The following is a 24,908-nucleotide window of genomic DNA, read 5'->3' as shown; positions in this document are numbered from 1 at the left end:
TCTTTAAATAATTAACATTGCATCTCCAAAACTGAAGAATCTGTACTCCATTTCTACCGCTTTATGATATGCATTTAAAATATTTTCTCTAGTACTAAATGCTGAAACTAGCATTACTAATGTAGATTTAGGTAGATGAAAATTAGTAATTAATCCATCAATCGCTTTATATTCAAATCCAGGATAAATAAATATATCCGTCCAGCCACTTTTTTCAACAAATTGCTCGTGGTCTCTTCTAATAGTTTCTAAAGTACGTGTAGATGTTGTTCCCACCGAAATTATTCTTTTACCTTTGGCCTTTGTTTGATTAAGTAAATCAGCAGTTTCTTGAGTCATTTGATAATATTCGCTATGCATTTCGTGATCATCAATGTTATCAACGCTAACTGGTCTGAACGTGCCTAACCCTACATGCAATGTTATAAAAGCGATATTGACCCCTTTTTGCTTAATTTGATTTAATAAATCATCCGTAAAATGTAACCCTGCAGTTGGAGCTGCAGCAGAACCACTTTCTTTAGCGTATACAGTTTGATACCTATCTGGATCATCAAGACGTTCTTTAATGTATGGAGGTAAAGGCATCTCACCAAGCTCATCAAGGCGTTCTTGTAAAATACCATCATAGTGTAGACGCATAATACGTCCACCTTGTTCTAATTCTTTAATACATTCAGCAACAATTTTTCCGTCGCCAAATGATAAGCGATTACCCACCTTGATTCTTTTAGCAGGTTTTAGCAATACTTCCCAATCGTTTCCCTCAATTTGAGTAAGCATAAGCATTTCTACTTTAGCGCCAGTTTCCTCTTTTAAGCCAAATAGTCTTGCGGGCATCACTCGCGTATCATTTAAAACCAGTGTATCTCCAGGATTTAAATAATCAATGACATCTTTAAAATGGAGGTGAGTCATTTTACCAGTCTCTCTTTGAAGCACAAGCAAACGACTTTGGTCTCTATTTTTTAAAGGTGTTTGAGCTATTAAAGATTCTGGCAAATGATAGTCAAATTCTTCAATATTCAACTTACTCCCTCTTTTCATTCGTATTATTAAAATGCTCGTAAGCGAAAGGCGTCGCTTTTCGTCCACGTGGTGTTCGCTCTAAAAAGCCTTTTTGTATTAAAAATGGTTCATAAACATCTTCAATAGTAATGCGCTCTTCACCTATAGATACAGCAATTGTATCTAAACCAACAGGGCCACCATTATATTGATTGATAATACAGTTCATCATTTTATGATCTATATAATCTAAACCTTCTTTATCAACTTGAAGTAATTGTAATGCTCTTTTTGTTGTTTCAATATAAATTTGATCATCTTCATTGACTTGCTGAAAGTCTCTAACACGTTTCAATAAACGATTTGCTACTCTTGGTGTACCACGAGAACGTCGAGCTAATTCTAAAGCACTCTCTTCATCAATACCAGTACCAAGTACATCTGCAGTTCGAGTAATTATTTCTTTGAGATCATTTTCGTTATAATACTCAAGTCTCAAGTGCACCCCAAATCTATCTCTTAACGGTCCTGTTAAACTACCTGCTCTGGTTGTAGCACCGACTAGTGTAAATGGTGGTAAATCTATTCTAATACTACGTGCCTCGTCACCTTTACCAATAATAATATCTAAAAAGAAATCCTCCATTGCTGGATAGAGTACCTCTTCAACGACACTACTTAATCTATGAATTTCATCTATGAAAAGCACATCACCTGGCTGTAGTCCTGATAGAATTGCAGCTAAATCTCCAGGTCTTTCTAATGAAGGACCTGAGATTGTACGTATATTAACTTCCATTTCATTAGCTATAATATTTGAAAGTGTTGTTTTACCTAATCCTGGTGGCCCGAATAAAAGCACATGATCGAGTGGTTCTTCTCTTAATTTAGCAGCTTTAATGAACACTTCTAAATTACTTTTAATAGAGGTTTGACCAATATATTGTTTGAGTTTAGTTGGTCTCAATGATAATTCGAAATCTGAATCTTCATTATGAAATTGTTGATCGACCATTCTTTTATCCATATTCGTGCCTCCATAAGATACATACTCTATTTATTAAGAAACTAACGTTTGTAAGCCTAATTTTACAGCTTCGTCTACACTAGATACACTTTGCTTGTTTAACACTTTTTCAACCTTAGAAAGTTCACGTTTTGAGTATCCTAATGCTTCTAATGCTAACATAGCTTCTTTAACAACTTGACTTTGTTCATTATTATTAACATCGACTTGAAGCAATGATTCTGAATCTTCCTCAGTAATGGTGACTTTACCTTTTAAATCTAATACGATTTGTCTGGCCGTTTTTTTACCAATGCCAGGGAACTGAGTTAGATAAGCATCATTTTCATTTTCAATTGCCCTTTTCACTTCATTTGGAGAACTAGCTGCTAAAATAGCTAAAGCTGACTTGGGACCAATTCCCGTAACTTTAATTAAACTATGAAACATATCTTTCTCTTCTTCACTAATGAATCCATACAACAATTGTGCATCTTCTCTAACAATCAAAGAAGTGAAAATTTGTACATCTTGATTTAAATATTTTTGAAAACGATAAGAATTAGGTGTTTGAATTTCATAACCTATTCCTGAAGTTTCAACCACTACATGAGTTGGAAATAATTGCGTTAATGTTCCTTTTACATAAGCATACATGTTGGCACTCCCTTTACATACTCATACTAATTAACTCAACTTTTGAAACATGTTCTATTTCTCTAAGTGTATTGACTACATCATCTATTGAGAGATAGGATGATTGAGCGTTAAGTGATAAAGTAATCGTAGCTTTATCTTCCATAGGTACACTTTGGTGTATCGTTAATACAGATAATTGAAGTCTTGAAATTGTATTTAGTACTTGTGCTAACATTCCTACTATATCATTAACATATAAAATGAGTGTAAACTCCCTATGATCTAGCATCTTTTCATCTACAGGAAATATAGTTTCCCTATATTTATAAAAGGCACTACGGGATAAGTTGAACTGTTTAACTGCATCATAAATGGACAATTCAGGATTGTTTTTTAAAGCATCTTTAACTTTCAAAGTTTTAACAACAGATTCTGGTAATACATCTTCTCTAATTAAATAAAACTTTCTATAGTCTTTATTGTCCATAGTCTACACTCCTATTCGACAAATTCAAATTCCCCACCTAGAATTCTAACGATATCTCCATTGCTACATCCTCTTTCTCTTAATGCATCATCAATACCCATTGAACGCATTTGTCTTGCAAATCGACGTACGGCAGGATCACTATTGAAATCAGTCATTTTGAACATTCTTTCAATTGCATTACCACTTACTACATAAGCACCATCGTCGTCTCTAGTAATTGTAAATGCATCTTGGGAAGGCGTGTGTTTATATAAAACACGATTGACGCCTATATTTTCATCTTCTTCAACTGAGAAGTCAACATCTTTAACTTCTTCTAGTTTATCAGCAATGAGATACAACAATTGATCTATGTTATCTCGTGTGATAGTTGATACCGGAACAATTGTAATATCTTCGCCAACTTCTTCTTTAAAAAGTTCTAAATTATCTTTAGCGTCAGGAATGTCCATTTTATTAGCCACTACAATCTGTGGGCGATCTTCAAGTCGTTGCTTATAATTAACAAGTTCTTGATTGATGATTTTATAGTCTTCAATAGGATCTCTTCCTTCAGAACCACTCATATCTATCATGTGAACAATCACTTTAGTTCGTTCTACATGTCTTAAAAATTGTTGACCTAGACCAACGCCATCTGAAGCACCTTCTATAAGACCAGGTAAATCAGCCATAACAAAACTTCTACTGTCTGGCGTAGAAACTACACCTAAGTTTGGCTTAATCGTAGTAAAATGATAAGCTCCGATTTTAGGTTTTGCTTTTGAAACAATAGATAATAACGTAGATTTACCAACACTAGGGAAACCAACTAAACCGACATCCGCTAATAATTTAAGTTCTAAGGTTACATCTAGTTCCTCACCGGGCTCACCATTTTCGCTGAAATCAGGTGCTGGATTACGTGGAGTAGCAAAACGTGAGTTACCACGACCACCACGGCCCCCTCGTGCAACGATAGCTCTTTGACCGTCTTCAACTAAGTCAGCTAAAACCTCTTCAGTTTCTACACTTTTAATAATTGTACCTGGGGGTACTTTTAATACTAAATCTTCAGCATTTTTACCATGCATATTGCTACTTTGCCCATTTTCACCTTTTTTAGCTTTAAAGTGTCTTTGATATCTAAAGTCTAAAAGTGTTCTTAAACCTTCATCTACTTCAAATACAACTGAGGCACCTTTACCACCGTCACCTCCAGCTGGTCCACCAAAAGGTACATATTTTTCTCTTCGATAAGCAGTGATTCCATTGCCTCCATCACCTGCTTTGAGAGATATTTTGACTTGATCGACAAACATACATCTCACCTCTTTTACTCTGGATTTTTCATCCTTATAATTATATCATTATCCCTATTTATAGAAAAATTTTTAATGTGTATATCAATTTAAACAAAAATAAAACACCAGAAGCATTCACTTCTGGTGTTAACTAGACAAAATTATTCAGCAACTGCGTATACAGAAACTTGTTTTTTGTCGCGACCTTTGCGTTCAAATTTAACAACGCCGTCGATTTTAGCGAATAATGTATCATCGCCACCACGACCTACATTTTCACCAGGGTAGATTTTAGTACCACGTTGGCGATAAAGAATTGAACCACCTGATACATATTGACCGTCAGCACGTTTAGCACCTAAACGTTTGGATTCAGAGTCACGTCCGTTTTTAGTAGAACTTACCCCTTTTTTAGATGCGAAGAATTGTAAGTTTAATTTTAACATCGGGATACACCTCACTTATAATTTAATCTGATATTCTCATTATATTCTTCTTCAATTGTTTGTAAAGAAACTAACATCGCTTGAAGAATTAATTGCGCTTCTTTGTTATTAGTATCAACACTTCTTATATGAAAATGACCACCATCATCATCGTAATCGATGTCAGGCTTTTCTGATGTCAATCCCATAATTGCGTTCACACTACCAAATAAAACTGCTGAGGCACCAGCACAGACAATGTCATGACCATATTCACCATGATTCGCATGACCATCCATGATCACATCTGTGACTTTGCCTTCATCATCAACTGTAATATCAACAGTAATCATAAAATTATGCGTTAATTTTATCGATAGTTAATTTAGTAAATGGTTGACGATGGCCTTTTTTACGTTTTGAGTCTTTACGACGTCTGTAAGTGAATACAGTGATTTTTTTGCCACGTCCTTGTTTGTTAACAGTAGCAGTAACTGACGCACCTTCAACAGTTGGCGCACCAACTTTGACTGAATCTCCACCTACAAATAATACTTTATCAAAAGTGAATGAGTCACCTTCATTTACGTCTAATTTTTCAACGAAGATTTCTTGACCTTCTTCTACTTTGATTTGTTTTCCACCTGTTTCAATAATAGCAAACATACTTTGCACCTCCTATATAATAAGTCACGCCATATACAGGTGACACCTTCATGAGCTATACAATGAAGCTAGCTTGAATAGACAAACAAAATAATATATTTGCCTTCGTACTTAAACCTGTATTTGAGCGGTTGTATGTAGCCTGAAACTACTCAACTACTGCATCTTACCATCACTAAGCTTTACTGTCAATTGCGTTTTGCATTTTTCGCGTAAATTTTATGATGATAGGATATAAAATTAATAATAAGATAAAATTAATTATAAACGTTGGGATTAATCTGAATAAAATAAAATCAATAAAATCAAATTGAATAAATCCAATTACTGCATATATGGCTGCTACATAAATCTCAAGTATCACTGTACTTAACAACACGATGCTAAATAGCATTGTATGGTCTCGATAAAACACTTTAAAGAATTTATCTACAATCACAACTAATATAATGTAACCAAACATATATAAACCGTATATACTTCCAAAATATAAATCTGTAACTATCCCGAAAAAGATAGCAAGAACAATTGATACACCAAAACCTCTATATACAGTCATTATCAATATGTACATTAAAGTTAAATGAGGAACAAAGATAATGTCGATTTTACCGAAATGCAATGGAATAACTAATCCTATAGCCGTATCTATATAAAATAAAAGTACTCCAATTAGTAAATAATAAAGCGTTCGCATTAGTTATCCCTGCTTTCATCATCGGTAATCGTGCTCACATCACGTTTTGCAACATATACATGATTTAAGTCAGCTAAATCAGCACCAGTCTTAACTCTTACCTCTTTGGCAAGTCCGTATTGATCATTTTCAACATCTGTAACTTCACCTATGTAAAGATCACTTGGTAATTGGTCAGCTAAGCCACTGGTTACTACCTTATCCCCTTTTTTCACACTATCTTTGTTGTTAATATCACTAATCACTAATTCTTCGTTTTTAGCATCATAATGATCAATCAAACCAAAAACATTTTTAGAACCGTGTTGTACGTTAACTGAAAGTTTACCTGCTCTCGTATGAGTGGAAATCAGATCGACTTGAGCAGAAAATTGATTTACCTTTGTGACTCTACCAACTAAACCTTCAGAAGTCATAACCGCCATATTATTTTTAATGCCAGATTTAGAACCCTTGTCTATCACAATTGTATTCATCCACTGATCTGGGTTTCTAGCAATCACTGTTGTTGAAATAGGCTCATATTTTGATAAATCTTTAACGTCTAATTCTTTTTTAAACTTTTTATTTTCAGTTTCTAACTTTTGATTCTTTGCCTCAAGTTGTTTAATTTTATTTTTATCTTCTTTCGATCCACCATTATTGAAAATATTTCCAATAGCTCCAGTTACAAAATGAATGGGATAACTCACAACTCTTTGTCCTAAAGAAACTGAGTCTCCTACATATTGTTCTGGAGGTGATTGGTTTTGGGAACGAATGGATAAACCAATTAACGCTATAAAAACGATAATTGCACATAAAACAACAATGAGCTTGTTATTTTTGAAAAAATTAAGCACCCAGAACACCTCTATAAGACTAAATTTATTATCCTTTTATATTTTATATTACTCACTACATGAAATAAAGCACTAACTAATCTAAAAGGTAAAATTTATAATAAGTAATGTTAAACTTTTTAAAAACATTATGCCTAAATACATAAAAAAACTACTAACCTTATCGTTAGTAGTTTAATAAAATATGACTTTAAATTTATTTAGTTTCATCTTCGCTATCATTTTTATCTTTCTTTTCGTCTTCGCTATATAGTGTTTCTTCTTTTCTCCAACGAGCAAAAAGATTTTGTGCTTTTGCTTGTTCGTTAGCTTGTTTTTCTTTTGATTGTTCAGCCATTAGAAATCACACCAACCTTTAATGTATTTATCTATATATAAAGGTTAACTTATTTAAAAATACATTTCAAATTCATAGTTTACAGTTTTTACTTAAAAGCTTCTGATGGTTTTAACTCTATATGTTGTCCTAATTTATTTAGATCCTGTTGCATTTCAAACTCTGTGTTATATACTCTTATAGAATCTGAACCAAATTTATATATTATAAATTCGTCCCCTCTTTGGCCTGCTAAGTATTTATTATTATAGCCCATTCTACCTATACCAGATACTGACATAAATTCTTTCTTATCAATCATATTAAATACATTTTTAATTTGACTAGAAGGGACATTATTGATGATGTCGTTTTCTTTTAATGAATAACTTTTGCCGTTTTGTGGCTGAGCAGGTAGTCTGTTATTTGCCGGAGTATCATGCATATTTTGTTGAATATAATTAGTACTTTCATGTAAAGGATTCCATTCTTGATCTCTAAGGAAAGGGGCATACTTCAATGCTATATAAATAATAGCAATAATAGCTAGCACAGCAATAATATTCTTAACTATACTAAATATAAATCTCATATTCGCCCTCCTTATCATATTTAATTAAGTATATGTTAAATGTTTTTAGTTTACATCAGACTATAGGTGTAGAAATATTATATCTGTAGACGGATGCTAACATTCATTAAATGAATTATAATAAGCAATATAACATGCATACGTGATGAGGAGGGACAGCGTTTGATAAGTATCTTAACTATTATTTTGATAGTATTATTAGTCGTACTTCTCTTTAGAGTTGGTCTATCTATACTACGTTTCTTAATATCTGTAGGGATTGTTTTACTATGTATTTATTTGGCGTATCAAGGAGTAATTTGGCTATTAGATAACTATCAAAACTTGATATCTTATGTTAATTAATTTAAGAGTTAGCTATACATTGTGAGTGAAATTTTCAAAACCTCTTCAATGTTTTTTAGCTAACTTTTTATTATTTTTTAATTAATTTAGATAACCAATTTATTAATATATAACTCCCCACTAGAAGTAATCCCCACAATACACCTGTTATTATAGCTCCAATGATTATAAAAATTAATTCATTCAATTGCTTTGTTACTATACTACCTAACAAAGATGCTGTAACTATACCTATAATCGATAAAATAATCGTTATGAAACCACGTCTAATAGTCATTATATTATCTTGGATATTAAGTCTTATTACGTAAACCACTGGCATGATCATACCTAAAATTAGAAATAAACTCATATAAAATATCTCCTTATTTTTAATAAAAAAATTATACACTATGTGACTGATATAAACTAATTGATTTCAATGCTCCTCAAAATAGCCTGCTTCAACCAAACTTGTAAATTGATTATCTCCAATGATGATGTGATCAAGTACATCAATTCCTAAAATAGCACCACACTCTTTTAAACGTAAAGTCGTAGTAATGTCTTCTCTAGAAGGTGTTACATCACCTGAAGGATGGTTGTGCACAATAATGATAGCATTAGAGGATTCTCTAATTGCAATATTAAATACCTCACGTGGATGAATAATTGAACTATTTAGTGTTCCTTTAAAGATCCAAGATTGTTTTATAACGATATTTTTTGAATTAAGTAATAATACTAAAAAATGTTCCTGATCTAAATCTTTCATAGAAGACATCATCAAATCAGCCACGTCACTCGGATGAGTAATTTTAACTTTATCTATCGTGCTTGATGCATTTAGCCTTTCTCCTAACTCAAAAGCTGCTTGCAATATAATTGCTTTATACAATCCAATCCCTTTTACTTTTAATAAATCATTGATAGATAATTTTTTTAAATCTCTAATAGAATGATGACTTTTTATAAGTTCATTAGCAATATCTATGCTAGAGAAGCCTTTTCTACCAGTATTAATAAGTATTGCCAGCAATTCCACATTTGATAAGCTTTTTGCACCGTAATTCATAAGACGCTCTCTAGGTTTCTCGGAAATTGCCATTTCATTTATTTTCAATAATATGTTCCTCCTAATACAATATTTAAATCATTATAGAAAAGCGAAGTGAAAATGAAAGAGAGGAAGACAAAAGGAATTAATGGAATATATTTTAAATCTTTATTAATCAAAAGTTTTATAAAAATGGATATAAAACCGCCAAAAATAAAAGTAAACATACATAAATAAATAAGAAAATTTAAAGGTAAGAATAAAGACAGCATGTTAAAAATTACGATATCTCCGTAACCTATATATTTGCGTAGAATTAGATATAGCAATTGGGAAAGTAAAAAAGTAATTATAAAAGTATGAAGATATAAATGTGAACAAAAGAAGGCTACTATAACATAGATTGAGGACAATCTTATGTCGATCGATAGATTGTTAATATCGTATATAGAGAAACTGAGTAAAAAAAGAAAAGTTAATAAGAAATGAGAAAAATTGATATTACCATGTGAAAAGTAATACAAAAATATTGGTATAAGCGCTAAAACTTCCCCTATCAAATAATATATTTGTAATTTCTTGTGACAACAGCGAGCGCGCCCTTTTAGTAATATGTAGCTCATAATCGGTAATAAGTCATAAGGCTTAACATTTTGATTACAATGATCACAAACGGATCTTGAAAAGAAATAATTAAATTTTAATGTACCCTTGTGACTAAATTGGTATAAAAAACTAAATATCACACTACATGAATAAGCCAGTAAAGCCATTTATCATCCTCCTTTAAAATAATTATAAGTAATTTCTTTTGAATGTAAATAGTTGCATAATTAGAGAAATTTTATCATTGGAGTACTTATTTATTGGCTATGTTTAATTTCCATATTTTAATGGCTTTCATATAAAAAAAGAGTAAAACAAGTTAGTATAACTACTCATTTTACTCTTTCTTAATTTAGTTAAATTTAATTTTTGCTTTTATTTCGCTTATAAAATACAAACTACCCGTGATGATTAAACCTTCACCAGTGTAATTTTCAATAAACTGTACATAATCTTCTACAAGTTCTACATTATCTAAATTAGTTTCATCAGCAATTTCTTCTTTAGTTAAAGCTTTAGGAAAATCGAAATCCGCTAAATAAAACTGCGAGGCAATTTCACTTAAATTATGAATCATCGAATTAATTGGTTTGCCTTTAATTGCTGAGAAGAGTACATCAATTTTATCTCTACCATAGTAATGTTTAATAGTATCGATTAAAGCTTCTACACTTTCATTATTATGTGCACCATCGATAACCATAAGCGGCTGTTCTTTCACTTGTTCAATACGTCCAGTCCAATTTACAGATTCAATACCATCAATCATCTTATTAAAATCTAAATCAATAATATCCGCTTCATTAAGTTCAATAAGCGCCGTAATTGCTAAGGAAGCATTTTCTTTCTGATGTTCACCCATCATATTTAAAATAATAGTTTCTAGTTCATAATCTTTATATCGGTAAGTAAACTCATCATCTTGTGAAATGATTGTTACTTCTCTATCTAACTCAATTGGTTTAGCGTTTTGTTCTAAAGCATAGTCTCTCACATACTTAAGAGCTTCATCGTTTTTCACAGCATAGATAACTGGTGTATATGGTTTAATTATTGCTGATTTATCTTTTGCTATATCTAGATAAGTTGACCCAAGAATATCAGTATGATCCAATCCAATACTAGTTAAAATTGATAAAATTGGTTTAAATACATTTGTTGAATCGTGTTTAATTCCTAAACCAGCTTCTATGATAACGAAATCAACTGGATGGATTTCACCGAAGTAAAGGAACATCATAGTAGTAATAATTTCGAACTCTGTTGCTCCACCAAGTTCTGTTTCATTTTCTAAAGCTTCACTAACTGGCTTAACACGCTCAACTAAATCTACAATTTCATCATTAGTAATTGGTGTGCCATTTAAACTAATGCGTTCATTAAAACTTTCTATAAACGGAGATGTAAAGGTTCCGACATCATAACCATTTTCAACCAAAGCAGTTCTTAGATATGCTACCGTAGACCCTTTACCATTGGTGCCGCCAACATGTATACCTCTAATTTTATCTTGAGGATTATTAAATTGTTCTAACATCCATTCCATACGTTTGACACCTGGTTTAATACCAAATTTCGATCTTTCATGTATCCAATACAAGCTGTCTAGGTAATTCATGATCATACTCCTATGCTTTTAATTGTTCAATTCGTGATTTAACACCATTATACTTCTCTTGATAATGTTGTTGTTTTTCTTTTTCTTCATTAATTATTTTCTCAGGTGCTTTATTTACAAAGTTTTCGTTTGATAATTTTTTGTCTACTCTATCTAATTCACTTTGAAGTTTATCTAGTTCTTTTTCTAAGCGAGCGATTTCTTTATCCATATCAATAAGTCCTTCAAGCGGTAACACAACTTTACCCGCTACAACTACTGATGTCATAGCTTTTTCAGGAATTTCAACTTCTGTATCAATAGTGAGTTCGCTTGGGTTACAGAATTTGTGTAAATAACTCGCATTATCTTTCAATGTTTGCTTAACGTTATCATCTTTAGTTTGAATTAAAATTGGTATTGATTTAGAAAGTGGCGTATTCACTTCAACTCTTGATTGACGAACAGATTTAATGATTTCAACAAGTTGCTGCATTGTTTGCTTACTTTCGTCAAACATATATTCAGAGTTAACAGTTGGCCAATCTGCGTTAACTATAGTTTCACCTTCATGAGGTAAACTTTGCCAGATTGTTTCTGTAACAAAAGGCATAAATGGATGTAACATCTTCATAATTTTATCAAGAACATAACTTAACACTGAACGTGTAGTTTGTTTCTGAGCTTCATCATCACCATTCATTGGTATCTTACTCATTTCAATATACCAATCACAGAATTCGTCCCAAATAAAGTTATAAAGCGCACGCCCTACTTCACCAAACTCATATTTGTCACTTAAATCTGTTACGGTTTTAATTGTTTCATTTAGGCGAGTTAAAATCCATTTATCAGCCAGCGATAAGTTTCCAGATAAATCGATATCTTCTACTTTAAACTCTTCACCAATATTCATTAAACTAAAGCGCGCAGCGTTCCAAATTTTGTTTATAAAATTCCATACAGATTCAACTTTTTCAGTCGAATAGCGTAAGTCATGACCTGGTGATGAACCAGTAGCTAAGAAGTATCTCAAGCTATCTGCACCATATTCATCAATTACATCCATAGGGTCTACACCATTACCTAATGACTTACTCATTTTACGTCCATCTTCAGCTCTTACTAAACCGTGTAGTAAAACATCATTAAATGGTCTTCTATCTGTGAATTCTAATCCTTGGAATATCATTCTTGCTACCCAGAAGAAAATAATGTCATAACCAGTAACTAAAGCATTCGTTGGATAATAACGTTTAAAGTCTTCAGATTCAGTATCTGGCCAACCTAAAGTAGAAAATGGCCATAAAGCACTTGAGAACCAAGTATCTAATACATCAGCATCTTGCTCCCAATTGTCAATGTCATTTGGTGCTTCTTCCCCTACGTAGATTTCACCAGTTTCTTTATGATACCAAGCAGGAATCTGATGTCCCCACCATAATTGACGAGAAATAGTCCAATCTCTTATTTCTTCCATCCAACGATTAAATGTGTTTTCGAAACGACCTGGGAAGAAATCAATTCTGTCGTCTGTTTTTTGATTATCTAGTGCTCTTTGAGCTAAAGGTTTCATTTTAACAAACCATTGTGTTGATAAATAAGGTTCGACGATTGCACCTGTTCTTTCTGAGTGACCTACAGAATGCGTATGCTCTTCGATTTTAATAACTAAATCTTGATCTTTTAAATCTTGAACAAGTTGTTTACGACATTCGAAACGATCCATACCTTCATATTTACCAGATCTCTCATTCATTTTACCGTATTCATCCATTACGATGATATTTTCTAAATCATGTCTTTGCCCAATTTCAAAGTCGTTTGGATCATGCGCAGGTGTGACTTTCATTGCACCTGAACCAAATTCTATATCAACATATTCATCAGCTAAGATAGGCAATTCTCTACCAACAATTGGTAAAATTACTTTTTTACCAATAACATCTTTATAACGTTCATCGTTAGGGTTAACAACAATCGCTGTATCACCTAACATTGTCTCGGGACGGGTAGTCGCAATTTCAATATAACCTTCACCGTCTGCGTAAGGATATTTAAAGTGATAAAATGCACCTTGCACATCTTCATGAATAACTTCAATGTCAGATAAAGCCGTTCTAGCTTGAGGATCCCAGTTAATAATTCTTTCGCCTCTATAAATTATATCCTTGTTATATAAATCAACAAATACTTTTCTAACAGCTTTACTTAGACCGTCATCAAGAGTAAAACGCTCTCTACTATAATCCAATCCTAAGCCTAGTTTAGCCCATTGTTGTCTAATAAATGAAGCGTATTCCTCTTTCCAATCCCAAGCTTGTTCTAGAAATTTTTCTCGACCTAATTCATGTCTTGAAATACCTTGTTCATTTAATTTTGCTTCTACTTTCGCTTGTGTAGCTATCCCAGCATGATCCATACCTGGAAGATACAAAGTATCGTATCCTTGCATTCTCTTCATACGAGTAATTATATCTTGTAACGTTGTGTCCCACGCATGTCCTAAATGTAATTTTCCCGTCACATTTGGCGGCGGAATAACAATAGTATATGTATCTTTCGATTTATCTTCTGATGGTTTAAAATAACCATTTTTTACCCATTCTTCATAACGACCAGCTTCTACTTCTCTTGGGTCGTATTTCGGTTTCATTTCCATGTAAAAACCTCCTAATAAAATAAAAAAACATCCACCCTAAAAATAGGACGGATGTTCCGTGGTACCACCTATATTCAAGAAAAATAAAGCCTTTTAACATAAACATACTTTATTCTTCGAGCACTTAAGTATAAGATTAACGCTCTCACACGCTTTCACCTACTGAATATTTGTTCAGTGAAAGTTTCATTTTGGGCTACCTTCAATTAAAATCATCTACATATTCACACCAAACATATGCTCTCTTTGAAATGATTAGAATTTACTCTTCCCTATCATTATATTCATTTACTTATTTATAGTATAATGGATACATCAATAAGTCAATGTATTGGAGGTAAAATTTATGAATGAGTGCGCCTTTGGTACTAAAGATGAAACTTATTTAGAATATCATGATAATTTTTGGGGTCAACCTTTATATGATAGTAAAGAACTTTTTAAGTTAATCGCCTTAGAATCCCAACATGCCGGTTTATCATGGCTTACTATCTTAAAGAAAAAAGAATCCTATGAAGAAGCATTCTATAACTTCGAACCAAAAAAGGTTGCCAAAATGTCTGATAAAGATATTGATCGCCTAATGGAATTTCCTAATATAGTTCATAATAGAAAAAAGTTAGAAGCTATTGTTAGCCAAGCACGAGGTTACTTACAAATTGAAAAAGATTATAAAAGTTTTAGTGATTTTCTTTGGTCATATGTTAATCATCAACCTATTAATATGGGTTATAAAAAACCCAGAGATCGTAAAACAGTAGATGATAGAGCTACACAACTTTCTAAAGATTTAAAAAAATATGGTTTTAAATTTTTAGGTCCTGTCACTGTATTTTCATTTCTTGAGGCTGCAGGAATATACGATTCACATCTTGAAGGATGCCCTGTTAAACCGAGTCATTCTTAGATAGAAATAAACGCATTTCCTATTAACTTAGGAAATGCGTTTTATTATTTATTTAACGAGATTTCGCTCTAAATTTTAGAAAGTAATTAATCACAGGTGCAACTAAGAAAAGAATGAAGAAAATTCTAAAGATGTGATAACTTGAAATCATTGCTACATCAGCACCAGTAGCTATAGCTACTAAAACTATTTGACTCATACCTCCTGGGGCTGCACCTAAGAATAATTCATTAATTGAATTATGCGTGAAAAGATGAATGATAACCACCATTATAAAAGCCGAAATAATTAACATTATATTCTGAAAAGCTATTGCTACTGCGATACGACCTTTTAAATCATTAAGTAGATGAGCAATTTGAAGGCCTATACGTATCATATAAATCACTTGCGCAGATGCGAGTAACCAATTATCTAAAGTGAAATTTAAATTTGTAGTCATATTCCAAACAATTAAGACAAATATAGGAGCTAACAATTGTTTAGTAGGAAAGTTAATTTTCGCCATCAAGAAATAAACTATTGCTACAGCTAAAAATATTATGATTATTTGCCAAAAATCAAGAGCATGTGTCAATGCTGGAGCTTTGCTTACATGTTCCCCAGTGGTATTATGGGAATCTTGGAAAAAATATGATATCAACGGAACTAATATAACCACAAATATTATACGAGATGTTTGAGTTAAACTTACAACTAAAATATTAGCTTTCTTATCTTCCTCAGCCATAATTAACATTTGGCTTAATGCACCTGGAATTACACTTAAAATAGCTGTTTCCGAATTAACTTGAGCTATTTTCTTAAAGAAATAAGCTATTAATAATGCTAAGACTAATAAAAGTACAGTTACTATGATGATTGTTAACCAATCATTTTTTATATCACCGATCACTGTTTTCGTAAAAGTAGAACCAATTTGTACGCCAAGAAATATTAAACCGATTTGACTTAACCAAAAAGGCCACTTGATCTCCAATTTAAATGCTTTCACACAAATAACCGCTGCAATAATTGGTCCAAACATGAAAGGCAACAGTATGTGAGAAATCTTTAATATTAAACTTATTATTATAGCTAATGCTAAGACAATAAAGTTATTTCTCTGTATATTATTCATCTTATCTCACTACTTTCATAAAAGAACATTAACAAAACTTAGACTGGGATAATAGCTATCACCCCAGTCATTTATCTTTTTTATTTAGTTCAATTTATCATACAATACGGCCTAGTGCGTTATCAAATGCTTGAATTGTTTTTTCAATATCCTCTTTAGTATGAGCCATTGAAAGGAAAGTACCCTCGAATTGAGATGGTGGTAAGAATACACCTTCTTTTGCCATTTCTCTATACATATTACTAAATAGTTCTAAATCACTTTTATTTGCTTCATCAAAATTAGTAACAGGACCCTCATTTAAGAAGTATCCTATCATTGAGCCTGCTCTATTTACAGTGATAGGTACATTATGTTTAGCGAACACATCTTTTAGACCTTTTTCAAGAATGTCCCCTAATTCATTAAAATATTCATAAGACTCAGGAGTTAGCTGACTTAATGTTTCATACCCACTCGTCATTGCTAAAGGATTTCCTGATAGAGTTCCAGCTTGATAAATATTTCCTACTGGAGCTATTTGATCCATGATTTCTTTTTTACCACCAAATGCACCAACTGGTAATCCGCCACCAATAACTTTTCCTAAACAAGTTAAGTCTGGAGTAACACCAAAGTAACCTTGAGCACAATTATATCCTACGCGGAAACCAGTCATTACTTCATCAAAAATAAGTAAAGAACCATATTCATTTGTAATGTCACGTAAACCTTGTAAGAATCCTTCTAAAGGCGGAACTACACCCATATTACCTGCTACTGGTTCAACAATTACACCAGCGATATCGTCACCATATTTTTCAAAAGCTAATTTTAATGATTCTAAATCATTATAAGGAACTGTTATTGTGTTTTTAGCAATTCCCTCTGGTACACCAGGAGAGTCAGGTAATCCTAATGTAGCTACGCCAGAACCAGCTTTAATTAATAAAGAATCACTATGACCATGATAGCAACCTTCAAACTTAATTATCTTACTACGACCTGTATACCCTCTAGCTAAACGTAGAGTATCAAGTGTAGCTTCAGTACCTGAAGACACCATTCTTACTTTTTCTATTGATGGCACTCTGTCAATCACGAGTTCTGCTAGTTTATTTTCTTGTAACGTTGAAGCACCAAAGCTTGTACCGTTATCAACTGCCTCATGAAGCTTTTCTATCACACGTTTATTTTTATGTCCTAAAATTAGTGGTCCCCAACTTAGTACATAATCAATGTATTCATTGCCATCTATATCATATATTTTAGAACCGTCTGCATGATCCATAAAAATAGCAGGTGTATCTACCGATTTAAATGCTCTGACAGGGCTATTAACACCTCCAGGCATTAAGTTTTCAGCTGTTTCCATAGCTTTTATAGATTTTTCATAACCCATAAATAAAATCCTCCTTAGTAGTGATTCATTACTTATCTAAATAGCGACAAATATCCTTAGCAAAGTAAGTGATGATTAAATCCGCACCAGCACGTTTCATAGAAATCATTTGTTCCATCACAATTTTTTCTTCATCAATCCAACCATTGAGGGCCGCAGCTTTAGTCATGCTATATTCACCACTGACATTGTATGCAACAACAGGAACATTAGTATTATTTTTTACGTCTCTAACAATATCTAAGTAACTTAAAGCTGGCTTAACAATCATCATATCGCAACCTTCTTTAAGATCGCTTTCTAATTCTCTTAATGCTTCTAAACGATTTGCTGGATCCATTTGATAAGTTTTTCTGTCACCGAAAGATGGAGCTGAATCTGCTGCATCACGGAACGGACCGAAGAAACTAGACGCATATTTAATACCATAACTCATAATTGGAATATTTTCGTACCCAGATTGATCTAAGCCTTCCCTAATTTCTGCAACGAAACCATCCATCATATTACTTGGAGCGATAATATCTGCGCCTGCTTCTACTTGTGATATAGCAGTTTTAACTAATAAAGGTAATGACTTATCATTGTCAACATCATGAGTATGATCATCAATAACGCCACAATGGCCGTGATCTGTATATTCACATAGACAAGTATCCGCAACAATTAACAAGTCATCATACATTTTTTTAGCAATACGCGTTGCTTCTTGTACAACACCGTTATGATCGTATGCACCTGAACCTACATCGTCTTTGTTATTAGGCACTCCAAAGAACATTATTGCTCTAATGCCTAAATCATAAGCATCTTTAATTTCTTCATGTAATAGATTTAAACTAATTTGATATACACCAGGTAGTGAATGAATTTCAGATTTAATGTCATCTTGTTCGACTACGAAAATAGGATAAATTAAATCCTCTTTTCTCACGTGTGTCTCTCTCACTAAATCTCGCATTGTATGAGAAGAACGTAGTCTTCTATGTCTATCAAATTTCATTATTCTCCCTACTTTCTAAAATTTTGGCTATTATTGATTCCGAAGTTTGTGAATCAGCAACTTGCACATTTTGATTATAATTTTTAAGAACTGTAGCTGTTTGCTTACCTATCGCATAGTAATGGTGAAACTCTGGAGTATCTCCATTTTCAAAATAATAACGAACTGCAGATGAGCTTGAGAAAGTTATAGCATCTAATTCATTATTTTTTACAAGTTGTTTAACCTCATTAATATTTTGTTGGTGAGGTATAGGTTTATATAAATCAATCTTAATCACAACATTATTATTATTCAATTGATGTGCTAATTTTGGTCGTGCAAGCTGACTAGAAGGAAGTAAGATTCGCTGATTCATAGAATTAAACTCTTTAAGAAATCCTTCTTGAGAAAAATCACTTGGAATAAAATCAACATTTATATTTAAATCCTCACAGTATTGAGCCGTTTTCTCGCCGATAACTGCTACCTTATTAACTTTAACGCTTTTTAAATACTCATAAAAGTATTTGACTGCATTTTTAGAAGAAAAAATAAGCCAGTCATAGTCATGATTAAGCAAATGCTCATTAAACGAAAGTTCTTGTATTTGAATCAATGGTTTATGAATAATATTGACTAAATTACTTTGAACTTTACTTGTTTGGGTCATAACTATAACTGGTTTCATCATTGAGTTCCACCTTTAAGACATGGTAATCTTTTTAATTATTTTCCTCATTTAACTTTCTAATAATTTCATAAGCGCCTTGTTCTTTCAATACACGACTAACTTCTTGACCTAATTCAACAGGATCTAAACCTTTGGCAGTATGTTCATAACGTTCTTTTCCATCTGGTGTCATAATTAAACCTGTGAACTCGATTTGCTTATCACCATCTATAGTGGCGTATCCACCGATGGGTACTTGGCAACTGCCATCCATCTCCGACAAGAAGGTACGTTCAGCAGTAACACATTGTGCGACATCTTGATTATGCACTTTTTTAAGCAACTCTAACAGTTCTTTATCATCGCTTCTACATTCTATACCTAGTGCTCCTTGTCCAATAGCTGGTAGAAGGACATCTTTATCTAAATAAGTTGTAACTATGTCGTCTGACCAACCCATACGTTTTAGACCTGCTGCAGCGAGTATAATTGCATCATAATCTTCTGTTTCTAATTTTTTTAAACGCGTATCTATATTACCGCGGATCCATTTAATTTCCAAATGAGGATATTTAGATAAAATCTGTGCACCTCGACGAAGTGAACTTGTACCGACTATACTACCCTCTGTTAACTCACTTAGTGGGGTGTGATTTTTCGAAATATAAGCATCGAATGGAACTTCACGATCTGGAATACATCCTAATGTAAGACCTTCGGGAATAATGCTTGGCACATCTTTCAGAGAATGAATAGCCATATCTATTTCTTTATTAAATAATTCATTTTGAATTTCTTTAACAAATAGACCTTTACCTCCAACTTTGGATAGTTGTTTATCTACAATTTGGTCCCCTTTTGTAACAATTTCTTTGATTTCGATGTCTAAATCAGGATCGACTTTTTTTAATTTATCTATAAATTGTTGACTTTGAGTCAAAGCTAGTTTACTTCTACGTGATCCAACAACGAGTTTACGCATATGTTGAATGCCTCCTAGGTACTAAAATCTATTAAATACTCGAAATAGTAAAAATTAAGCAACTTTTTAATTAAAGTGCGTTGTAAAGAATAAATTAATCATACTAAGACAGAATAGAATGATATTAAAATAAATTAAATTTCTTTGTGTAATCCATTTTCTAATACGTAACAGGATGTAAACACCATATAATAAAGTAATAATTGAAGAAAAGATAACTTTTGGATCTATAAAAATACGATTACCGATGGCAAAAACGCCCCACTGAGCACCTAAAATAATACTCAAAATAAGAACGATAAAGCCTATTAGTGTGGAGTAAAATATAATCGACTCTAAAGTAGCGACGCTACCAATTCTAAAGTAATTTTGATCAAAAATTTTCTCTTTTAAGTTTCTATATTGAATAATGTATAGCAAAGCATTCACAAATGCTACTGCAAAAAAGGCGTAACTTAACACAGCTAAACCAATATGAACAAGTAAAAGTTCATTAATCACAGCTACTTGTTGTACCTGTGTTTGATAGTGTTCAGGCTGAAACGTGTTCATCGCCATAAGTGCTAATCCTACTAAATTCAAGAAGAAAACGGAGAAATTAAGAACTTTAATTAAATTCAATATTAAAGAAAGTGAAATAATAATCCACGTAAGTGTGAAAAAGACATCAAATATCGAATTTAAAGGCACTTTTTGAGTTTGAATGATAAAAACAGATAAAGAGATTGTTTGTAATACCCAAACAATCCCTAATGAATAAACGCCTAAAGTCCTAACTTTATAACTTTTACTAATAAAATCTATAAAATAGAACACTATACTTAGAATATATATAATTAATATAATTTCATGAAATCGAATAAACAGGGTTTCTTGCATATTATCACCATATTAATATGCTTATTCAAAACTAAAAATTCGACGAGCAGAGATCTCCTGTGCTTTACTCTCTTTTTCTAGCTTAGCCTTTTCTCTAGGATCTTCGGCTTCAATGTCAAAAATGTTTTGAAATAGCTCTAATTTTTCAGTACTTTTCTTATCACTGCTTAATTCTTTAGCCTGTTTGATTGGATCTTTCAACATTTGATTAATAATACTTTTTGTATGCTTAGAAATTACTTTTCTTTCTCTTTCTGAAAGATGAGGTAATTTACGGTCAATACTATCCATCGTTTCTGATTGTATATCCATAGCTTTATCACGTAATGCTCGAATGACAGGTACGACACCTAACATATTAACCCATTCATTGTGTGAGTCAATTTCAGCTGGAATTTGTTGTGCAATCGTTTCAGCTGCAAGTTGACGTTCTCTTAAATTAGCGTCAACTAAACCTTTTAAATCATCAACATCATAGTTAAAAATATTAGTGATTGCATCGATACCTGGTTCAATATCACGCGGTACCGCTATATCAATCATAACTAATGAATCAACTTTTCTACGATCAGAAATTTGATTAATCATTTCATTAGTAATGATATAATCTTGAGAACTTGTAGAGCTGATTACAATATCAGTTTGCTCTAACAATGAAGGTAAAGCATCTAAAGAATCAAATGATACATTATGTTTATTAGCTAAAATTTCTGCTTTAGCTAGAGTACGATTGACAATAGTAATGTTTGAGATACCAGAACCTAAAAGATTTAAGAGTGATAATTCACTCATTTCCCCTGCACCAATAATGACAGCATGTTTACTTTTTAATTTACCGAATACCTTTTTAGCTAATTCAACTGCAGCGTATGAAACACTTACTGCATTATCTGCAATGTCTGTTTCACTATGTGCGCGTTTAGCAAAAGTAATTGCCTGTTTAAATAAATGATTAAATATCGTTCCAGTAGTACCTGTTTCTTGGGCAAGGAAGAATGCATCACGCATTTGACCTAAAATTTGAGTTTCACCAAGTACTATTGAATCAAGACCAGAAATCACACGCAATAAATGTTCTACTGCGTCGTCCCCCACTTTGACTTCTGACATTACTTTAATATCATCTACATCGAATCCAAATGAACGTGCTAAAAATCGTTGAATATAGTAGCGTCCTGTATGGATTTGATCAACAACGGCGTATACTTCAGTACGATTACATGTAGATAAAATGACATTTTCTAAAATAGATTTAGTTTCATATAAATCTTCATGGGCTAATCGCAAGGCATCATCTCTAAAAGCAACTTGCTCTCTTAGTGCTACATCAGCAGTTCGATGATTTATGCTAATTGCAATAAAATGCATTTATAACGCCCTCCATATACTAACAATAATCCAAGTATAACACATTTAAATACACATTTAAGTTGATTGCTCAAATAAATTAGAAATATTCTAATCTAACTTCAATTTTTTGTCAAAATCATTACAAGCATTAATATTATCTTCCATCAAATATAGTTCATATCTAAATTTGTACTCGTTTAAGCAATCTTAATCAATAATGATTATAAATAAGTTGAGATGAGATCCCAAATTTGTTGTTGCTTATTATTTTTAATAGAAGAATAACTAATAATACTGTCCTCAGGTTCTAATTCAAGTTTATCCTTAATATTTTTTAAATGCTTTTGCACTTTTCCTTTAGCGATTTTATCTTCTTTAGTGCAGATAACTAGAGTAGGTATATCAAAATGTTTGAGATAATTATACATAAGCACATCATCTTCAGTCGGATTATGTCTTAAATCAACGAGTTGTATGACAAGTCTTAGATTTTCTCGTTGAGTTAAATACTCTTCTATCATTTTTCCGAATTTTTCTCTTTGTGCTTTACTCACTTTTGCATAGCCATACCCTGGTACATCTACAAAGATAAGTTGTTCATCGATATTAAAGAAATTAAGTGTTTGAGTTTTACCAGGTTGTTGAGATGTTCGAGCCATATTTTTTCGTCCTATCATACTATTGATAAATGTTGATTTACCAACATTTGAACGACCGCTTAAAGCAACTTCTGACAAATTTGTCTCAGGATATTGAGCCTCTTGAACAGCACTAATTATTAATTCAATATTATTAGGATTAATATTCATGTTAGATCCTCTCTTTATCACTTAAATTTAACTTAACTCTAACATTATATATGATTTAGTGTCGATAAGATATATTTGATTATATATTTAAATCAACACATAAAAAAACAGTGTCACAGAAGTGTGACACTGTTTAGCTTTTAAATTAAGCAGAAGTTTTATCTTCATTAACAAGATTACCTTTTGAATCATATAATTCAGGTTCAATCTCTTCATTAATTGTATTTTCAGTTATAACAACTTTACTTACATTTTCAGTTGATGGCACGTCATACATAATATCAATAAGTGCCTCTTCAATAATAGAACGTAAACCACGAGCACCAGTCTTACGCTCAATAGCTTTTTCACTTATAGCAGATAACGCTTCTTCAGTGAATTCTAACTCAACATTATCTAACTCAAGCATTTTAGTATATTGTTTAACTAATGCATTTTTAGGTTGAGTTAAAATATTTTTAAGCGCTGCAACGTCTAATGTTTCAAGGTTTGCAACAATAGGAACACGTCCGATAAATTCCGGAATTAAACCATATGATTGTAAATCTTCAGGTCTAATTTGTTCTAATAGTGCTTCTTCATCGTATTTGTCTGCTTCATTACTAGCAAAGCCAATAACTTTTTCACCTAGACGACGTTTGATAACTTCATCAATACCATCAAAGGCACCGCCTAAAATAAATAATATATTTGTCGTATCAATTTGAATTAATTCTTGATTTGGATGTTTACGGCCACCTTGTGGAGGAACACTTGCAGTTGTACCTTCTAAAATTTTAAGTAATGCTTGTTGTACACCTTCACCTGAAACATCACGTGTAATTGAAGTATTTTCAGATTTACGAGCAATTTTATCAATCTCATCTACATAAATGATACCTTTTTCAGCTTTATCTATATCAAAGTCTGCAGCTTGGATTAAACGTAATAGTATATTTTCAACATCATCACCAACGTAACCGGCTTCAGTAAGACTTGTTGCATCAGCAATAGCAAAAGGTACATTAAGCGTTTTAGCTAATGTTTGAGCTAACAATGTTTTACCGCTACCCGTTGGACCAATTAAAGCGATGTTACTTTTCTGTAGTTCAACATCATCATCGCTTGGTCCTAATTGTTGAATTCGTTTGTAATGATTATATACAGCTACTGCTAATGATTTTTTAGCTTTTTCTTGGCCGATAACATATTCATTTAAATGATCCATTATTTCTTTAGGAGTTGGTAATTCAGTAAATCCTTCAGACGTATTTTGAGCTAATTCTTCTTCAACGATTTCAGAGCATAATTCAATACACTCATTACAAATATATACGCCACTTCCTGCGACTAATTTTTTAACTTGATCTTGATCTTTACCGCAGAAAGAACATTTTAAATTTTCTTCATCTTCATTGAATTTGAACATTCTTATATACACCCCTATTCTTTAAAGACTATACTAGATTGCATTCTACAATGCAACTTTATACATTTACAATTTATCTGCTTACATAGTTATGAGGCTGGGACATGATTCATTGTCTCAGCCTCACTCAACATATTGGCAGTAGATGTCTGAATTGGAAGCGCGCTTATACCAAGATTCTTCCAACATATTCATCTTTGTCAACAG

At 32.3% G+C, this 24,908-nt stretch carries 28 protein-coding genes and 2 other annotated features; of the genes, 2 read left to right on the top strand and 26 right to left on the bottom strand.

Features of this window, described 5'->3' with window-relative positions; all coding sequences use genetic code 11:
• Positions 1–3: 3 nt before the first annotated feature.
• The 12 genes from queA to MHI13_RS11745 all read right to left on the bottom strand — a co-directional run bounded on the left by queA (position 4) and on the right by MHI13_RS11745 (position 7,964).
• A complete protein-coding gene (gene queA, locus MHI13_RS11800) occupies positions 4–1,029 on the bottom strand; it encodes a tRNA preQ1(34) S-adenosylmethionine ribosyltransferase-isomerase QueA (RefSeq protein ID WP_002436078.1) in 1,026 nt (341 codons plus the stop codon).
• Between the two features lies 1 nt (position 1,030).
• On the bottom strand, positions 1,031–2,035 hold the full coding sequence (gene ruvB / locus MHI13_RS11795) for a Holliday junction branch migration DNA helicase RuvB (RefSeq protein WP_002436053.1): 1,005 nt from the start codon (positions 2,033–2,035) through the stop codon (positions 1,031–1,033).
• 33 nt (positions 2,036–2,068) lie between these two features.
• Complete coding sequence (ruvA, locus tag MHI13_RS11790; protein ID WP_002436096.1) at positions 2,069–2,671, bottom strand: Holliday junction branch migration protein RuvA; 603 nt, start codon at positions 2,669–2,671, stop codon at positions 2,069–2,071.
• A gap of 13 nt (positions 2,672–2,684) precedes the next feature.
• Positions 2,685–3,140: an ACT domain-containing protein gene (locus MHI13_RS11785; RefSeq protein ID WP_002436060.1), complete on the bottom strand. Its 456-nt coding sequence runs from the start codon at positions 3,138–3,140 to the stop codon at positions 2,685–2,687.
• Positions 3,141–3,151: 11 nt separating this feature from the next.
• The gene (gene obgE, locus MHI13_RS11780) at positions 3,152–4,444 is read right to left on the bottom strand and encodes a GTPase ObgE (RefSeq protein WP_064210127.1); all 1,293 of its coding nucleotides are present in this window, start codon (positions 4,442–4,444) and stop codon (positions 3,152–3,154) included.
• A gap of 143 nt (positions 4,445–4,587) precedes the next feature.
• On the bottom strand, positions 4,588–4,872 hold the full coding sequence (gene rpmA, locus MHI13_RS11775; protein ID WP_001830822.1) for a 50S ribosomal protein L27: 285 nt from the start codon (positions 4,870–4,872) through the stop codon (positions 4,588–4,590).
• Between the two features lie 11 nt (positions 4,873–4,883).
• Positions 4,884–5,204 carry a ribosomal-processing cysteine protease Prp gene (locus MHI13_RS11770; protein WP_002436010.1) on the bottom strand — a complete coding sequence of 107 codons (321 nt, stop codon included), beginning with the start codon at positions 5,202–5,204 and terminating at the stop codon, positions 4,884–4,886.
• A 4-nt stretch (positions 5,205–5,208) separates the two neighbouring features.
• Positions 5,209–5,517: a 50S ribosomal protein L21 gene (rplU, locus tag MHI13_RS11765; protein ID WP_002436008.1), complete on the bottom strand. Its 309-nt coding sequence runs from the start codon at positions 5,515–5,517 to the stop codon at positions 5,209–5,211.
• A gap of 12 nt (positions 5,518–5,529) precedes the next feature.
• Positions 5,530–5,660 (bottom strand) — a sequence feature (ribosomal protein L21 leader region).
• 32 nt (positions 5,661–5,692) lie between these two features.
• Entirely contained in the window at positions 5,693–6,214 is a 522-nt protein-coding gene (gene mreD, locus MHI13_RS11760; protein ID WP_023350147.1) for a rod shape-determining protein MreD, read from the bottom strand.
• On the bottom strand, positions 6,214–7,056 hold the full coding sequence (gene mreC / locus MHI13_RS11755; protein ID WP_002435999.1) for a rod shape-determining protein MreC: 843 nt from the start codon (positions 7,054–7,056) through the stop codon (positions 6,214–6,216). Before mreC ends, mreD begins: the two co-directional genes overlap by 1 nt.
• A 196-nt stretch (positions 7,057–7,252) precedes the next feature.
• Positions 7,253–7,393, bottom strand: a complete 141-nt coding sequence (locus MHI13_RS11750; RefSeq protein WP_002436055.1) for a hypothetical protein — start codon at positions 7,391–7,393, stop codon at positions 7,253–7,255.
• An 88-nt stretch (positions 7,394–7,481) separates the two neighbouring features.
• The gene (locus tag MHI13_RS11745) at positions 7,482–7,964 is read right to left on the bottom strand and encodes a DUF4930 family protein (RefSeq protein ID WP_002436062.1); all 483 of its coding nucleotides are present in this window, start codon (positions 7,962–7,964) and stop codon (positions 7,482–7,484) included.
• 165 nt (positions 7,965–8,129) lie between these two features.
• Here MHI13_RS11745 and MHI13_RS11740 point away from each other — a divergent pair, with 165 nt between their 5' ends.
• Positions 8,130–8,309: a hypothetical protein gene (locus MHI13_RS11740; RefSeq protein WP_064210145.1), complete on the top strand. Its 180-nt coding sequence runs from the start codon at positions 8,130–8,132 to the stop codon at positions 8,307–8,309.
• Positions 8,310–8,379: 70 nt separating this feature from the next.
• Here the strand turns inward: MHI13_RS11740 and MHI13_RS11735 are convergent, their stop codons facing one another.
• The 5 genes from MHI13_RS11735 to MHI13_RS11715 all read right to left on the bottom strand — a co-directional run bounded on the left by MHI13_RS11735 (position 8,380) and on the right by MHI13_RS11715 (position 14,210).
• Positions 8,380–8,661 carry a hypothetical protein gene (locus MHI13_RS11735; protein ID WP_002436080.1) on the bottom strand — a complete coding sequence of 94 codons (282 nt, stop codon included), beginning with the start codon at positions 8,659–8,661 and terminating at the stop codon, positions 8,380–8,382.
• A 66-nt stretch (positions 8,662–8,727) separates the two neighbouring features.
• Positions 8,728–9,411 (bottom strand): RadC family protein, encoded by a 684-nt coding sequence (gene radC / locus MHI13_RS11730; protein WP_002436072.1) that lies wholly within the window; start codon positions 9,409–9,411, stop codon positions 8,728–8,730.
• Complete coding sequence (locus MHI13_RS11725; protein WP_064210128.1) at positions 9,408–10,118, bottom strand: prepilin peptidase; 711 nt, start codon at positions 10,116–10,118, stop codon at positions 9,408–9,410. Before MHI13_RS11725 ends, radC begins: the two co-directional genes overlap by 4 nt.
• A gap of 185 nt (positions 10,119–10,303) precedes the next feature.
• Positions 10,304–11,569, bottom strand: coding sequence for a bifunctional folylpolyglutamate synthase/dihydrofolate synthase (locus MHI13_RS11720; RefSeq protein WP_030061502.1), 1,266 nt, complete (start codon positions 11,567–11,569; stop codon positions 10,304–10,306).
• A gap of 10 nt (positions 11,570–11,579) precedes the next feature.
• Positions 11,580–14,210 (bottom strand): valine--tRNA ligase, encoded by a 2,631-nt coding sequence (locus MHI13_RS11715; RefSeq protein WP_002469671.1) that lies wholly within the window; start codon positions 14,208–14,210, stop codon positions 11,580–11,582.
• A gap of 40 nt (positions 14,211–14,250) precedes the next feature.
• Positions 14,251–14,498: a binding site (T-box leader), on the bottom strand.
• Between the two features lie 58 nt (positions 14,499–14,556).
• On the opposite strand from MHI13_RS11715, the gene MHI13_RS11710 reads away from it, so the two are divergent.
• A complete protein-coding gene (locus tag MHI13_RS11710; protein ID WP_002436086.1) occupies positions 14,557–15,117 on the top strand; it encodes a DNA-3-methyladenine glycosylase I in 561 nt (186 codons plus the stop codon).
• Positions 15,118–15,169: 52 nt separating this feature from the next.
• On the opposite strand, the gene MHI13_RS11705 is transcribed toward MHI13_RS11710, so the two are convergent.
• From MHI13_RS11705 to clpX, 9 genes are all read right to left on the bottom strand, one after another.
• The gene (locus MHI13_RS11705; protein ID WP_002436093.1) at positions 15,170–16,237 is read right to left on the bottom strand and encodes an AbrB family transcriptional regulator; all 1,068 of its coding nucleotides are present in this window, start codon (positions 16,235–16,237) and stop codon (positions 15,170–15,172) included.
• Positions 16,238–16,334: 97 nt separating this feature from the next.
• Positions 16,335–17,618, bottom strand: a complete 1,284-nt coding sequence (hemL, locus tag MHI13_RS11700; RefSeq protein ID WP_002435979.1) for a glutamate-1-semialdehyde 2,1-aminomutase — start codon at positions 17,616–17,618, stop codon at positions 16,335–16,337.
• A 28-nt stretch (positions 17,619–17,646) separates the two neighbouring features.
• The gene (hemB, locus tag MHI13_RS11695) at positions 17,647–18,621 is read right to left on the bottom strand and encodes a porphobilinogen synthase (protein WP_002436132.1); all 975 of its coding nucleotides are present in this window, start codon (positions 18,619–18,621) and stop codon (positions 17,647–17,649) included.
• On the bottom strand, positions 18,611–19,291 hold the full coding sequence (locus MHI13_RS11690; protein WP_037578960.1) for a uroporphyrinogen-III synthase: 681 nt from the start codon (positions 19,289–19,291) through the stop codon (positions 18,611–18,613). Before MHI13_RS11690 ends, hemB begins: the two co-directional genes overlap by 11 nt.
• 34 nt (positions 19,292–19,325) lie before the next feature.
• Positions 19,326–20,255 (bottom strand): hydroxymethylbilane synthase, encoded by a 930-nt coding sequence (gene hemC, locus MHI13_RS11685; protein ID WP_002436130.1) that lies wholly within the window; start codon positions 20,253–20,255, stop codon positions 19,326–19,328.
• Positions 20,256–20,321: 66 nt separating this feature from the next.
• Positions 20,322–21,134, bottom strand: coding sequence for a cytochrome C assembly family protein (locus MHI13_RS11680; protein ID WP_002436077.1), 813 nt, complete (start codon positions 21,132–21,134; stop codon positions 20,322–20,324).
• 21 nt (positions 21,135–21,155) lie between these two features.
• On the bottom strand, positions 21,156–22,502 hold the full coding sequence (hemA, locus tag MHI13_RS11675; protein ID WP_023350132.1) for a glutamyl-tRNA reductase: 1,347 nt from the start codon (positions 22,500–22,502) through the stop codon (positions 21,156–21,158).
• Between the two features lie 203 nt (positions 22,503–22,705).
• Positions 22,706–23,293, bottom strand: coding sequence for a ribosome biogenesis GTP-binding protein YihA/YsxC (gene yihA, locus MHI13_RS11670; protein WP_002453415.1), 588 nt, complete (start codon positions 23,291–23,293; stop codon positions 22,706–22,708).
• A gap of 145 nt (positions 23,294–23,438) precedes the next feature.
• Positions 23,439–24,701, bottom strand: coding sequence for an ATP-dependent Clp protease ATP-binding subunit ClpX (gene clpX, locus MHI13_RS11665; RefSeq protein WP_064210129.1), 1,263 nt, complete (start codon positions 24,699–24,701; stop codon positions 23,439–23,441).
• Positions 24,702–24,908: the final 207 nt, after the last annotated feature.

This window comes from Staphylococcus sp. FSL K6-0223 (assembly GCF_038008285.1).
Note: the sequence above shows the minus strand (reverse complement) of the source record. Positions and strands in the feature narration are given on the sequence as shown.

Excerpts from the sequence above, each read along its gene's own strand:
- rpmA (WP_001830822.1), bottom strand. The coding sequence starts at position 4,872 with ATGTTAAAATTAAACTTACAATTCTTCGCATCTAAAAAAGGGGTAAGT.
- hemA (WP_023350132.1), bottom strand. The coding sequence starts at position 22,502 with ATGCATTTTATTGCAATTAGCATAAATCATCGAACTGCTGATGTAGCA.
- ruvB (WP_002436053.1), bottom strand. The coding sequence starts at position 2,035 with ATGGATAAAAGAATGGTCGATCAACAATTTCATAATGAAGATTCAGAT.
- hemB (WP_002436132.1), bottom strand. The coding sequence starts at position 18,621 with ATGAAATTTGATAGACATAGAAGACTACGTTCTTCTCATACAATGCGA.
- MHI13_RS11745 (WP_002436062.1), bottom strand. The coding sequence starts at position 7,964 with ATGAGATTTATATTTAGTATAGTTAAGAATATTATTGCTGTGCTAGCT.
- MHI13_RS11680 (WP_002436077.1), bottom strand. The coding sequence starts at position 21,134 with ATGCAAGAAACCCTGTTTATTCGATTTCATGAAATTATATTAATTATA.
- MHI13_RS11725 (WP_064210128.1), bottom strand. The coding sequence starts at position 10,118 with ATGGCTTTACTGGCTTATTCATGTAGTGTGATATTTAGTTTTTTATAC.
- hemC (WP_002436130.1), bottom strand. The coding sequence starts at position 20,255 with ATGCGTAAACTCGTTGTTGGATCACGTAGAAGTAAACTAGCTTTGACT.
- ruvA (WP_002436096.1), bottom strand. The coding sequence starts at position 2,671 with ATGTATGCTTATGTAAAAGGAACATTAACGCAATTATTTCCAACTCAT.
- MHI13_RS11710 (WP_002436086.1), top strand. The coding sequence starts at position 14,557 with ATGAATGAGTGCGCCTTTGGTACTAAAGATGAAACTTATTTAGAATAT.
- mreD (WP_023350147.1), bottom strand. The coding sequence starts at position 6,214 with ATGCGAACGCTTTATTATTTACTAATTGGAGTACTTTTATTTTATATA.
- MHI13_RS11750 (WP_002436055.1), bottom strand. The coding sequence starts at position 7,393 with ATGGCTGAACAATCAAAAGAAAAACAAGCTAACGAACAAGCAAAAGCA.
- MHI13_RS11770 (WP_002436010.1), bottom strand. The coding sequence starts at position 5,204 with ATGATTACTGTTGATATTACAGTTGATGATGAAGGCAAAGTCACAGAT.
- MHI13_RS11715 (WP_002469671.1), bottom strand. The coding sequence starts at position 14,210 with ATGGAAATGAAACCGAAATACGACCCAAGAGAAGTAGAAGCTGGTCGT.
- hemL (WP_002435979.1), bottom strand. The coding sequence starts at position 17,618 with ATGGGTTATGAAAAATCTATAAAAGCTATGGAAACAGCTGAAAACTTA.
- MHI13_RS11735 (WP_002436080.1), bottom strand. The coding sequence starts at position 8,661 with ATGAGTTTATTTCTAATTTTAGGTATGATCATGCCAGTGGTTTACGTA.
- MHI13_RS11690 (WP_037578960.1), bottom strand. The coding sequence starts at position 19,291 with ATGAAACCAGTTATAGTTATGACCCAAACAAGTAAAGTTCAAAGTAAT.
- obgE (WP_064210127.1), bottom strand. The coding sequence starts at position 4,444 with ATGTTTGTCGATCAAGTCAAAATATCTCTCAAAGCAGGTGATGGAGGC.
- clpX (WP_064210129.1), bottom strand. The coding sequence starts at position 24,701 with ATGTTCAAATTCAATGAAGATGAAGAAAATTTAAAATGTTCTTTCTGC.
- MHI13_RS11785 (WP_002436060.1), bottom strand. The coding sequence starts at position 3,140 with ATGGACAATAAAGACTATAGAAAGTTTTATTTAATTAGAGAAGATGTA.
- MHI13_RS11720 (WP_030061502.1), bottom strand. The coding sequence starts at position 11,569 with ATGAATTACCTAGACAGCTTGTATTGGATACATGAAAGATCGAAATTT.
- yihA (WP_002453415.1), bottom strand. The coding sequence starts at position 23,293 with ATGAATATTAATCCTAATAATATTGAATTAATAATTAGTGCTGTTCAA.
- MHI13_RS11705 (WP_002436093.1), bottom strand. The coding sequence starts at position 16,237 with ATGAATAATATACAGAGAAATAACTTTATTGTCTTAGCATTAGCTATA.
- rplU (WP_002436008.1), bottom strand. The coding sequence starts at position 5,517 with ATGTTTGCTATTATTGAAACAGGTGGAAAACAAATCAAAGTAGAAGAA.